Below are 13,183 nucleotides of genomic sequence, written 5' to 3'. Positions count from 1 at the left end.
TCAGCTAATAACTCATCTGACTCTGACCAGACGCTGGCTGCATTGGCTGTGATGTACCATTCTTTTTGACCTTGGGGCAACGAAAAGCCAGATCGTAAAAGTGGGCTAAGATTAATAGATTGCATCGGTGATTGCGCATATACCTGTAACGGTCCGTAATCATTAAAACTGACTACTTGCGCTTTTGCAGGCAAGATCGTAAAAATACTCACAATGGATATCAGTTTAAGGTTGGTTTTCATCGCTATTCCCTGCGTTAACTTTCCAGTTAAATATTCAGTATCAGTTATTTATAAATATGAAACACATTACTCGTGTTGGTCATTGTTTAAGGCTAACTGCTGAGATTGCGCACATTAAAGTGCTAGATATAAATTGAATATCCTAAAGGAAGACAGGATAAAATTCAGTTATATCGCCACTCTTATGCTTACAACTGTATTCATTGTTTAAGATAATATCAACTAATGTTACTGATTATTTGAGTGGTTATTTTCAGTAAAGCATTGATTATTATATAATAAGTTACCAATGAGCTGATAAGGCTTATTCTGTTTCTCCTAAATCAACATTCCATGGCAGCAAATCAGACATATCATCTCATGGTGCTCGCTTGGGTAATTCCGTAAATAGATGACGGAAATAGTAGTAGGGATTCAAATCATTGGCACGGCAGGTCATCACCAGGCTGTATAAGTTCGCACTGGCTTTAGCGCCACCCACCGACGTCGAGAACATCCAGTTTTTTAGTCCTGTGGTAAACGGCCTGATATGTTACTCATAGTAATTTAGGAGTTCTATAAATTTAAAGCTGTTAAGTGATACTTGTGCTGAGTCAGTCTGAGTGATGACTTCGCTGATATGGCGAGTAGCGCTATAGAACCTGCAATTAACCCCCACAATACTTAACTAATGTCCCATAGTGTCAAGTTTGAAGCTGTTACGAGAAAAGTAATGATTGCAGCTTCAGACATTTTATCTTCGGATAGTGCTTGTTTAATACTACTATTAATAGCAGTAAGTAAAGCTATACCAGCTTGTATAGTGTGAGCCCAGGTCACTGTGAAATATCATATTACTAGGCTTCCCTATAAGCTCAAATACCATCGATAGTGCTCTAGCCGTTAACTCAGTTTTTCAATTATGAAGCCGAATATAGGAACGTAAACCGATCACTGCCAAAACGCTATTTTTTATATTGTAATATTGGATGAGAGCATATATTGGCCCTAGGTTGCTGGAGGTAATTAATCCAGTTTTTTAATTTAGCTTTATAAGTAATTGCTACGTTTATATCCCTTCTTCTAACCTAGTCTATGAGTGTCGCTGTTATTATCTGAATTCGGGCTTAACCAATGTTTTAAAGTGATTCTAATTTCGTGAAGTCTCACGTTAGAATTGTAAACTAGTTGCGTGACACAATTTCATAACTTAGTAACATATGCTCATCAAAGTAAATATGCCGGACTAAGTTATGACAATACTTTTTAGATTTATAATGATTTTTACCCTTTTCGTAATTCCAATTGCGCATGCTTCACCATGGAATGATTTGAGTGCTGAGCAGTTAGAATCACAATTAAAAACCAAGTTTGTTGAAGGAAAGTATTCATCAAAGGGGGCTGATTCATGCTTAATGTGTCATAAAAAAGATACAAAAGTGATGGCAATCTTTAGTTCTACGCATGGATTATTGGATAGCAGTAAATCTCCTATGGCGGGGTTGCAATGCGAGTCGTGTCACGGCCCTCTTGGCAAGCATAATCGGGGGGGGAAAGAGCCTATGATTAGTTTCGGGTCCGAGAGTAAACTTTCTTCTGATAGCCAAAATAGTATTTGTCTAGGTTGTCATGAGAGTGATAAGGGGAATGGCTGGCATAGCAGTATGCATAATTTGGAACAAGTCACCTGTGTTTCTTGCCATGAAATCCACACATCTAGCGATCCAGCTTTAAGCCTCGAAGGTACTAATGATTTATGTAGTAGCTGTCATCTGCAGGAAAAAGCGGATATGAATATGCGTTCTTCTCATCCATTAAAGTGGGGAGATATGAGTTGCATTGATTGTCATGATCCTCACGGTTCTAATAACGAAAAATCTTTAAACACAACAAGTATAAACACTACATGTTATAGCTGCCATGCGGATAAGCGAGGCCCATTTCTGTGGGAACATGCTCCTGTGACTGAAGATTGTACTAGTTGCCATAACCCACATGGCAGCGTTAATGATAACCTTTTAAAACAAAGAGCTCCGCTATTATGTCAACAGTGCCACATGGATGATGGGCATGCGAGTCGAATCACTAATAAACCTGGTATAGATGCATTTGGCAGTGGCAGAAGTTGTCTCAATTGTCATAGCCAGATTCATGGTTCTAATCATCCTGCAGGTAGCAATTTTAGTCATTGATAGTAGAGGTAAGTCATATGTATTTTAAATTAAATATTATTACTACGATGCTAATAGTAATTTCTGATCCACTACTAGCTGCTGACTTTGGTATTGGCAATGCTAATACTACTCAAGTCGATACTAATAAATACCAATGTAATCGTTGTATTGAGCATCCTTCTTTGAATGGGCAAGTTTCAATAGGTTTGGGTTTAATTAACAGTGATGATGCATACAGCGGTAATGAGTTTGGGAAAGATCGTAATGGCTTAGTAGGCGCAGTGAGTGGTGATATGAGGCTACGAAGTAGTGATGGGCTAGATACTAAAGTCAATGCCCATAATTTAGGTTTAGATAGCAGTCGTTTTCATCTTCAGGTAAACAAAACTGACGAGTTTAAAACTAATATCGATTACCGTTTGCAGACTACTTACGGTAGAAAAGTTCAAAGTCCATTTTTTATTAGAAATAATGTTATAGATAAAGCGGCTAATAGCATTTTTAACACTTCGATTATAAAAGAAAGAGAAAAAGTCGGTGCTGGTTTTGAGTATTTATATCAGGACTATAAAGCTTTCTTAGATTACAGCTACGAAAAACAATCTGGTAATAAAGAAGCTAGTTTCGTCGATGCTATTGGTGTTGTAAATTTTGTTGAACCTATCAGTTCCAGTACCGAAGAGGTCCACGCAGGTATTACTTATAATGGCAATACCTGGTCAAGTACTCTGCAATATAATGGTAGTTTTTATCGGGACGATATAGATAATCTTTCACTAATCTACAATGAGGATATTTATGCGGCAACTCCTGATAATAGTGCGCATATCATATCTCTCAGTGGGCAGTCCGTATTTTTGAATACAGCTCTAAATGGCACGATCAGTGCTGGGCGTATGATCCAAGATTCAAGACTGATCCCTATGGCTGGAAATCCTCTAGTCAATTGGGATGGGCAAGTCGATACCCGTGATGTTCGTATAGGGTTTAGTAGTCTTCTTAATGCTCGATGGCGAGTGAATGGTAAATTCAGTTTTAGTGACCGTGATAATCAGAGTTCCGTAGATAATTTCGCTCAGTTAGAGTGGGACAGTATTAGTGGTGCTTTTAAGATGAATGTACCACTTGATATTTCTCGGACGGGTGGTTCATTACAGACAAGTTACAGATTTAGTAGCCAGTATAGACTAAGTTCTGGCTATGAGTTTAAAGAAACTGAACGAAATTATTTAGAACGTGAAATAAATCGAGAAAATAAATTTTGGTCAAAAATTACTATTCATGCAATAGATAAATTGAAATTCAGTATTAAAGGGATATATGAAAATAGAGGGGGGTCTCTCTATGATTCATCTCGGATAACGGCTCCCCAAGAAAATCCTCTGTTAAGAAAGTATTATTTGGCTGATCGTGAGCGTAGTGGCGTGGAGTTAAATATTAACCATAATCCTCTTTATTGGCTGAACATTGGTATTAATGGAAGTTATTCCAGAGACAAATATCAGAATACAGATTTAGGTCTTTCTGAAGCTGAAGATTATAGATATGACATTACTCTAGGTATTAATCCAAGTAACAAGTTGCATTTATATGCTCTTGCAAGTCAGCAGTGGATTAACTCGGATATGTCAGGTTCCAGTTTTGATAATTATTCAAATTGGCTGGGACATGTTGAAGATACGTTCATTAATTTAGGTGCTGGAGTTAGCTGGATATGGTCGGATGATCTGACAGTTGGAGCTGACTATTTATTTGCAAATTCAGAGAGTAATACAGCAATTGATGATAGTGACTATGGTGACTACTACGATTATAGGCACAGCATAGAGTTATATGGCAGTTATGCATTAAATGCAGATGTAGGACTGAAGCTTAGCTATCGTTATGAGCGTTATTACGATGCAGATGATGGTCTTGTTGGCATTGATGAAATAACAAGGCTCACAACATTAGGTGAGCAGAACCATAACTACAACGCACATCTGTTAATGATGAGCATTAACTGCATGTTTTAAAGAAGGTGATTAAAATGGAAAGACGTGATTTTCTAAAAGTAAGCGCTAGCATCGCAGCTCTCAGCAGTATAACTGCTTGTAATACAACTTCAGAAGATAGTGAAGAGGTCAAAGAGTTAGCGCCTGAAGAAGTAACCACAATGTCAAGTTGTAATGTAAATTGCAAAGCAACTTGCCCACTAGTTATTACTACCGTTGATGGCATCATCACAAAAGTTACACCAGAAACAACCACTATCGACTCAGAGGACGGGTTTGTAATTCGCCAGCAACGTCCTTGCGCCCGAGGACACTCAGCAAAACAAAAAATTTATAATCCGGATAGAATTCTACATCCCCTAAAACGTATTGGTGAAAGGGGAAGTGGCCAGTTTGAACAGATTAGTTGGGACCAGGCATTTTCAGAAATTGGAGTTAAGCTAAAAAATATATACGACACTTACGGTTCAAGATCTGTCTTTAATCTTGCAGGATCATCAATGGGTGCTATCCATTCTCCTACACCTATTAATAATTTATTGAATGTAATGGGAGGATATACAGGCATATTCAGCTCGATGAGTTTCAGCCAAGTTGAAAAAATAATGCCGTATATGTATGGGACAAGACCATATTCTTCTATTGTGGAGTCAAAATTTAGTGATTTATATTTATTTTTTGGCTTTAATCCCTTAGAGACTGGAGCTAGTGGTGCTGGTTACGGTTTTGAATGGCAGCACGTGAAAGGTGACACTCCAGTAATCTGCTTTGACCCTAGGTATACTGACTCCATGCTAGGGAGAGAAGAGAGTCATTATTTTGTCAGACCAGGAACGGATGCAGCTCTTTGTGAGGCTATGGCTCATCATTTAATAAGCACTGATCAGGTTGATACTTCTTTTTTAAAAGAGAAGTGCTACGGTTTTTGGGCTGAACCAGAAATGCCAGATCCTCATAATCCATCGTTAACGCTTCCAGCGGTACCTTACGAAGAGTGCTATGAGGCACATATTCTTGGTATTAAAGATGGCATTGCTAAGACACCTGAATGGGGCTCTAAAATTACAGGTGTTCCAGCCGAAACTATTCGTGAAGTAGCTAATCGATTAGCCCAAGCAAAAGCCCCTTTTGTGATAGCAGGTTGGAGTATCCAGAGACAGCTTAATGGTGAGGATAATATCCGAGCAATTAGTACACTTTCGCTAATGGTAGGTGCTGTAGGTAAGCGTGGTACAACTAATGGTGATATGGCGTTTTCTGAGATTGCAACGACTAATGCATTTTTCGTTTTGCCATCAGTGCCAGCTAATGAAAAAAATGCAAAAGTAAGAATGGCAGCATGGCCTCGTGCAATTCTTGATGGCGAGAATATGACTGTGATTAAGGATGATATTATCCTACCACCGGATGAGATCGATAGCCGTGGAGATGGGAAACTTGGTGCTAATATTAAATGTGCTTGGGTGCGAGGGGGTAATCATCTAGGTCAACAAGGAGACACATTTAAGATAGCAAAAGAATTAAAAGATCAGACGAATGTAGAACTGATTATAAATATTGAAAACCACATGTCTTCAACCGCTATGTACAGTGATTATGTCTTGCCAGAAATGACATGGTATGAGCAGACTGATTTACCTTGGTCAAATCTACAGTCAGGTTCGATGCCTTTTGTTATAGCAACAACTGGAATTCCAAGAATTGGTGATACTAAGTCAACATGGGAAATATGTGAGGGAATCGCAAAAGTTTTAGGCATTGAATCAGAGTTCAGTATGGGAATGACTCCGACCCAAGTGCTCGAACATGGGTATCAAGTATTAAGAATGTTTCACCCTGAATTACCTTCGACATTATCAGAAATGCAGGAAAAGCAAATTTTTAAATTTGCTAATCCATGTGATGATTCTGAGTCCTCTGCAATAAGGCATTGTGCAATGTATGAGTACGTCACTAATGGCGGATTGCTTAATACTGCATCTGGAAAAATTGATATATATTCGCACAAACTTAGAGAACTAGCTGAAAAGAATCAAATACCAGATTATTGGCGGAGTACTGATTACATTAACCCAATAGCTAAGTATATGGTTGTCCCTGGTGGGTATGAAGATTCTGATTTAGTGAGTAATTATCCTCTCCAATTAGTAAATTTCCATGCAAAATCGAACGTACACTCTGGATATACTAATTCTCAGTGGCTTAAAGATGCTATGCGAAGAGCTGCATGGGTAAATCCGTCTGATGCCTCTGGATTTAAAGATGGCGATCAGATTGTCATCGAATCATCTTTTGGCAAAATACAAGTCGAAGCAAGAGTTACTCAACGAGTAATGCCAGGCGTTATTTCATATGGGCAGGGTTTTAAATTCACTCCGGTTGGTGATTTAGATATTGGTGGTAACTTCAATAGTCTAACTTCACACACAATGACTAGCACTGTTGCAAAAGGGACCGGTGTTAATTCAAATCGCGTCCGAATTTATAAGGCATGAGGAGGATATTACAATGGCTGATAGTTTCCAATTAGGTTTCCATTTCGATAGTAGCAAATGTAGTGGATGTAAAGCCTGCGATATTATTTGTAAATCAAAATTTGATGCAAAACCAACCCAGAATACAAGGAGAGTTTATGAGTATGTTGGTGGCTCTGTAACCGAAAATAGCGACAACACAGTATCTAGCAGTGTTTTTGCCTATTATGTATCAATAGGGTGTAATCATTGCTCTGAGCCTGTTTGCGTAAAAGCATGCCCAACAGGGGCTTGCCATAAGCAAAGTAGTAACGGCTTAGTAAAAATTGAGGCTAGCCTGTGTATTGGATGTGGTAGCTGTTCAAGAGCTTGTCCTTATGACGCTCCCCAAATGGATCCTGTACGGAAAGTCATGACAAAATGTGATGGTTGTGAGGATGAAGTTAGCCGAGGAGAGAAACCTCGATGCGTAGCCGGTTGTCCTCAGCGTGCCCTTGATTTTGGAGTAATGGATGAGTTGAAGGCCAAATATCCAAATGCTACTAGAGGAGATATTGCACCTCTACCAGATCCATCAATTACTACTCCTAGTTTACTTATTACTAGAAGTCGAGTTGGGCGTGGAACTGGTAGTACTGATGGTAATATAGTCAATATTACTGAAGTATAAAAATAGATAATCCGCCGAAGTTTTGGCGGATTTTTCCGAGGTTTAAAAATGCAACCAGAACAAGATTATATGATGTCTGCAGCATGCTGCAAATTATTTTCTACATTGTTTTATAAAAGACCATCTCAAGATATTATAGATATACTTAAAGAAAATAAATTTGAAGTAATGTGGCCTGAATATTCGAATAAGCAAAAAAAAGTATTAAAAAAACTTAGAGATAGCGTCGAAAATGAAAGTTTTGATTCTGTTAAATCAGACTTTTTTAGATTATTTATAGGAAGCGAAAAAAAATTAGCATATCCATGGGGTTCTGTATATACAGACAAAGATAATCTTATGTTTGGAGAGTCCTCTATGAAATTCAAAGAGTTTTGCAGAAAAAATAATGTATCAGTGGAGCTGGAAGTTAATGAGCCACTAGATCATATAGGTATTTTATTTAGTGTTTTATCTGTGCTATTTGAGAGAGCTGGCATTGACTATAATCTTGATAGTATAGTTGAATTAATGAAAAATCATTTATTGCCATGGTTTTATCGATTTATATATTTGATGAAGACGAGTGCGGTTACGAAATTCTATCAATCTATTTCAGTGTTAGCTGAACAGTATGTAAATTATTGGGAGGAGGAGCTTGAGCTCGATGTTGAACAGGTGCACTTGTATAAGTAGATTAGCCAACTCTAGGTCAAGGCGGGATAATACTTTGTTAACGGTAGGGGGGCCAACAAAGCATGATCTGATCAAACAAGTTATTCTTTTGGCTTGTTTCTACGTCTATGTTTGAACACTTTATTATCACCAAATATCCCTGTTCCACCATTACGACATTATCGACTTTATGTCTACTATAGCATCTAGATGGGAAGGCTGGTTTGGTATCGAAGAGTTTGCCTATGAACACGTGGATTAGCTAAGTGAACATAATCTATTCAGAGCTTAAATCCCGGCAAGATATTCAACTGTTAATTTTGACGTTTTAGTCTTGGTGATGTGCGGCTTCTCTCTTGTTGTTTACAAGAGAGAAGCGACAAGCAACTCATTGCTATTGATGGAAGACATTATTAGTGGTTAACCGCTAAGGGAGACGTACTTCATCTGGTCTAAGCATTTAACACTGAGCGAGGACTAGTCTTATTTCGATAAGGTATTTAGATAGTTAGCTACAGTTCGATATTTGCTTAATATGCTTGATGTCCGTGACATAATACTGACGTTCGACGCATCACACTATAACAACACAACACTCCAAAATAGTGGAAAAGGGTTGATTACATTGTCCAAGTTAAAGCACTTCAGCCTAAACTAAACAAGTAATCGCAGGAGCTTTTTAGCTTTTATTGTGACAACGGTACTGAGCTTATCGCTTAATATGAAGAAAAAATCGGGGGTGGCATAACTAATGTCGAGCACTTTCCTAGTACCAGCAACATTACTTATAGAGCAGGCTTTGAAAAGGCGTTCACCCAAATAAATCATTGCAGTCGAACGCGAGCGAAGATCCGGAATTAATACGAGCATCGATAACCAGTATTTTCTGAGTTCTTTAGATATCGATCCTGAATTGGCGTTCTGGGGAGTATCCGACAGTACAGGCATATAGAAAACCAATAGTACTGGTGTCTGACGTTACTTTTAAAGGAGATAGTGGTCGGATTAGAGATAGATAAAATGCTGAACGAATGGCGTTAATGCGTCGATTTTTCAACCTAATTAACAACGCTCTTTAGCAGTTAACATGCTCAGAGAGATGATGAAAGCGAAGTAGAATGGAAAGTTCAGGTCTGAATTTTTCTTTGGTTCATGGATTTAACAAACCTTAATTCTGACCTGTAATGACAATGGACATAGAGCATTTTATAATTTTTGTACATATATTTTTAGCTGGTCGTTCAAAGAATTTAATTAATATTACGGCTTTCACTCTAGGCTTAAGGTTGTCAAACAATGAAAATACATGAGGATTTAGTGAGGAGTATCCGAGTTTTATCACAAATATTCTATTCACCGCCGAGTAAATTATTTCTTGAGGAATTAGCTGATGGGGTACTTGATGAGTGGCCTGATTATGTTGATCCTTGCAATATTCTCGGTCAAGCAATGAAAGAGAGCATTAAGACTGAGGATGGGCTTAATGTGCTTTTTGATTTTATGAACCTATTTGCTAGCGTTGAGCATATTGGCTCATGGGATTGTGCATACACAGATAAAAATAACCTTCTCTTGGAATTGCGTGAGCGCCAAATCAAAGTTTATTGTGTTGAAAATAATATAGATGTTGAATTTATAATTAATGAACCCAACGAGTACATAGGGGTACTTCTATTTATATTGTCAGAAAGACTCAATAAAGTGAGTCAAAATACTGTATCAAATCCAATTGGGATCTTGATTGAGGAGTTCATGAGACCCTGGATTAAATTATTTATTGTCCAGATAGAAGAAAATGCTAATACTGAATATTACTTAGGAGCGGCAGCTTTACTCGATAGCCTTATTGTTTACCTTAAAAAGAACATTTCCAACACCCAGCAATTTACATCCTCCTCATGCTAAACCAGACAAACTGATTACAGTAGAAGATCCCTGCCGCTACTAGATGGCAATGCCGACGTCAAGAATGTTCTTGGTTGCGGGGATATTTCCTGAATATTAGCAAATACTACGGTGATAATGCTCACATTATGTATCATCAAGATGTTCAAGTGCTTATTTAACAAACACATCGGCTTGTAATTGATAATCGGTATCGTTAGCATTCGTATGTAGTGGTTGCTTATACAACACACCAAATTAATTCTAGCCTGCGTTTTACAGTTAATACGGAATATCGGGATTCGCTTACGAAAAGGCTGTCATCGCAAAGAGCTATAAAAGGTTGATCATATGAACACCAACATAAAACTAATTAGTGCACTCATCGCAGGCATTCTGCACTCAGGCTCAGCAGCCGCAACTACCGTTGACGATGCTAATATCGAAGTCATCACCATTAATGGTCACCAGCAACATTATAAAACGGATCAAGCGCACGGAGCCATGCGCTCAGATGTTTCATTACTGGACACTCCCCAATCTGTAGTCGTCATACCTAAAGAAGTTATGGATGACCAGCTAGTGCGCACGTTAGGTGATACACTCAAGAATGATGCCAGTATTTCTATTGGTCGTGTCACTACCGATAGAGAACGTTTTAGCTTACGTGGCTTTAGCTTAGATGAAAGTACCAACCTGCTCAAAGATGGGCATCAGCACTTTTCTAAGTACAGAATACCAATGGCATTGGTTGAAAATGTTGAAGTGCTAAAGGGGCCATCAAGCTTGCTCTACGGTCAATCAACGCCTGGTGGTCTAGTCAATTTGGTAACAAAGAAACCAACTTATGATTCGTTTCTTACCTTAGGCGTAAAAGGTGATGAAAATGGCTCGATTAGGGGGGCGCTCGATGCGGGGGGTAGCTTAAATGAAGCTCAAACAATTCGTTATCGAGCCGTTCTTGAGAAAGAACAAAATGAAAACTGGCGCGAATACCAAGATGGCATCGCACAAGATAGTGATTTCCTTGTTGGCAGCCTAATGACTGATTTTGATCTTGGCAACGACCTCCGACTCTCCTTGCACTTCGATAAATCTGATGACATAGCAGGCCAAGATAGCGGTGCTTTAATTGACGATAACGGCGATGTTGTTGGTGGCGATGAGACTATTTGGGATATGCCTTGGACTACGATTGATGCAAAAAGTGAAAACTATGGTGCCGACCTTCGTTATCAATTTTCGGATAATTGGGAGTTTGCAGCAGGTTATAACAAACAACACAATGAGCGCGAGCGTTGGGAAAGCAAGCCACAAACTAGTAGCTATGAGCCTGATACTGGCCGCTATAAAAACAAGCCCTACAACAAGCTTGAAGACTGGGTTCAACAAGCGTTTTACTTCGATTTTGTAGGTTCTATTGAGTTAGCTGGAATGCAACACGAACTGCTTATAGGCGGAAACTACGTTGATCACCAGTACAGCTCGCTAAAAGTGAAAGGTAAAATGGGTAGTGGTAACATCAGCTCTGGTTTTATAGCGTCTCAACCTGATTTTGATTATGCAGATGCCAAGGCCTCTAGTGATGAGTACCAGTACTATGGTGTGTTTGCTCAAGATCTAATTTCACTTAATGATGAATGGCAAGTGCTGTTGGGCACGCGCTACGATCAACAAGACAAAACAGATGCCGACAGCTATTCAGTATTACCGAAGTTTGGTGTCGTTTATCACCCTGTAGAAAATGCATCTCTTTATGCAAATTACAGCGTGAGTTTCGAGCCACAAGGCAGCATACTTGACAGTGAAGATGGCAGTTATGGCTTAGAGCTAGATCCTATTAAAGGGAAAATGGTAGAGCTAGGGACTAAATGGGAGTTTCTGTCAGGACGAATTCGTTTAAATGCCGCCGTGTTTGATATTGAACGAAAGAATATTCTAACTAATGAGGGCACCGCTGACAATCCAATTACGACTCAAGGTGGTGTTCAACGTCATAAAGGCTTTGAGTTTGGCGGAGTGGGGCAAATAAACGACGATCTTTCGTTGATCACCTCTTTAATGTATCTAGATGCGGAATACAGCTCACACGATGAGTTCAAGGGTAACCGCCCTGAAGATGTACCTGAGTGGACAGTGTCAATTTGGGCTAAATATTCACTAACTGACAGAATGGCAGTTAACTTAGGCGCATTTTATGAAGGCGAACGTTTTGGCGATGCTGCAAATACATTCGAGAAAGATGCTTATACTCGCATTGATACGGGTATAAGCTACGCTATTCCAGTGGCAGGGCAAGATCTGCAACTCAGAGTGAATATAGAAAACCTATTTGATACAGATTACTTAGGTGGCGGTGAAAACGGCGAAGTGAATGTAGGTAAACCAAAAACAGTCAAATTTGGTGTAAGTTACACTTTCTAAAGTTCACTTTATTTATTTAGACATTAAAAATCCAGAATAATCTATAAACGCCGTTTACTTAAGGTTAGCGGCATTTTCTTTTTGCCACTGGATACTATTTTTATTGTCTCTCAAGTAACGTGCTGTGTAATGGTCAAGTAAAACTGTACACAAACAGGGGGCGTGTTTATGCTGCCATTTCGGCAGTGGACGTAAAAAGATAGAGAAGGTTCTAGGGATGCTCCTATTTAGACTCCAGATCCAAATGCCATAGCTATTATCGACTCATGCCAACTGCTGTGACAGCTGTTTGATCAAAATGAGTCGAGTAAAACTGTTAAACAACAAGATTTTTGTAAGAAACTGTGTTTTATTCGCCCCTCAGTGCTTGTTTCTAGTGCTGTAGGTGATTGAAAGGTCGGCACAATCACTGATCAACATCGAAGTTTTAATGGCATCCATGTGGATACAGATAAAAAATTTGCTGATAAACCATTTGGCTTTTCGGACCGAGAATGACACTTTCAATGAAGCTGAATTAATCAATATAGCAACGGTTAATTAATGCTTACCTGACGATAATAGTTAATTTTGGCTTAAAATACCGGAAACACCATCTACTATTTCATCTGGCGATGAAGCACAGCCATGTAAAGCTAATGCCGCTACCGCTACAAGCAGTGCTCGCCAAGATGAATAAGCTTGCATG

10 protein-coding genes and 1 pseudogene are annotated in these 13,183 nt (G+C 38.9%); 7 read left to right on the top strand and 4 right to left on the bottom strand.

What is annotated here, in order from left to right; all coding sequences use genetic code 11:
- The 3 genes and pseudogenes from AAEY98_RS12275 to AAEY98_RS12265 form a co-directional block, all read right to left on the bottom strand.
- The coding region (locus AAEY98_RS12275; RefSeq protein WP_351017260.1) for a DUF3187 family protein at window positions 1-242 on the bottom strand (242 nt) is incomplete at its 3' end.
- Between the two features lie 358 nt (window positions 243-600).
- Window positions 601-771 (bottom strand): annotated as a pseudogene (locus AAEY98_RS12270) (transposase domain-containing protein); the annotation flags it as partial.
- A gap of 134 nt (window positions 772-905) precedes the next feature.
- The gene (locus tag AAEY98_RS12265; RefSeq protein WP_188926877.1) at window positions 906-1,061 is read right to left on the bottom strand and encodes a benzoate/H(+) symporter BenE family transporter; all 156 of its coding nucleotides are present in this window, start codon (window positions 1,059-1,061) and stop codon (window positions 906-908) included.
- Window positions 1,062-1,474: 413 nt separating this feature from the next.
- Between AAEY98_RS12265 and AAEY98_RS12260 the strand changes: the two genes are divergently transcribed.
- The 7 genes from AAEY98_RS12260 (at window position 1,475) to AAEY98_RS12230 (ending at window position 12,495) form a co-directional block, all read left to right on the top strand.
- Window positions 1,475-2,413, top strand: coding sequence for a DmsE family decaheme c-type cytochrome (locus AAEY98_RS12260; protein ID WP_351017255.1), 939 nt, complete (start codon window positions 1,475-1,477; stop codon window positions 2,411-2,413).
- Window positions 2,414-2,430: 17 nt separating this feature from the next.
- Window positions 2,431-4,410, top strand: coding sequence for an MtrB/PioB family decaheme-associated outer membrane protein (locus AAEY98_RS12255; RefSeq protein ID WP_188926879.1), 1,980 nt, complete (start codon window positions 2,431-2,433; stop codon window positions 4,408-4,410).
- A 14-nt stretch (window positions 4,411-4,424) separates the two neighbouring features.
- Window positions 4,425-6,884 (top strand): molybdopterin-dependent oxidoreductase, encoded by a 2,460-nt coding sequence (locus AAEY98_RS12250; protein ID WP_351017251.1) that lies wholly within the window; start codon window positions 4,425-4,427, stop codon window positions 6,882-6,884.
- A gap of 13 nt (window positions 6,885-6,897) precedes the next feature.
- On the top strand, window positions 6,898-7,533 hold the full coding sequence (locus tag AAEY98_RS12245; protein WP_351017247.1) for a DMSO/selenate family reductase complex B subunit: 636 nt from the start codon (window positions 6,898-6,900) through the stop codon (window positions 7,531-7,533).
- Window positions 7,534-7,581: 48 nt separating this feature from the next.
- A complete protein-coding gene (locus AAEY98_RS12240) occupies window positions 7,582-8,208 on the top strand; it encodes a TorD/DmsD family molecular chaperone (protein WP_351017244.1) in 627 nt (208 codons plus the stop codon).
- A 1,275-nt stretch (window positions 8,209-9,483) separates the two neighbouring features.
- Window positions 9,484-10,092 (top strand): hypothetical protein, encoded by a 609-nt coding sequence (locus tag AAEY98_RS12235; RefSeq protein ID WP_351017241.1) that lies wholly within the window; start codon window positions 9,484-9,486, stop codon window positions 10,090-10,092.
- Between the two features lie 330 nt (window positions 10,093-10,422).
- Complete coding sequence (locus AAEY98_RS12230; protein ID WP_351017238.1) at window positions 10,423-12,495, top strand: TonB-dependent siderophore receptor; 2,073 nt, start codon at window positions 10,423-10,425, stop codon at window positions 12,493-12,495.
- A 564-nt stretch (window positions 12,496-13,059) separates the two neighbouring features.
- On the opposite strand, the gene AAEY98_RS12225 is transcribed toward AAEY98_RS12230, so the two are convergent.
- Window positions 13,060-13,182 (bottom strand): hypothetical protein, encoded by a 123-nt coding sequence (locus AAEY98_RS12225; RefSeq protein ID WP_351017235.1) that lies wholly within the window; start codon window positions 13,180-13,182, stop codon window positions 13,060-13,062.
- Between the last annotated feature and the right edge of the window lies 1 nt (window position 13,183).

It is taken from the genome of Shewanella sp. AC91-MNA-CIBAN-0169 (genome assembly GCF_040310165.1).
In the GTDB taxonomy this organism is placed as follows: Bacteria; Pseudomonadota; Gammaproteobacteria; order Enterobacterales; family Shewanellaceae; genus Shewanella.
This window is presented reverse-complemented; position numbering and strand designations above follow the sequence as displayed.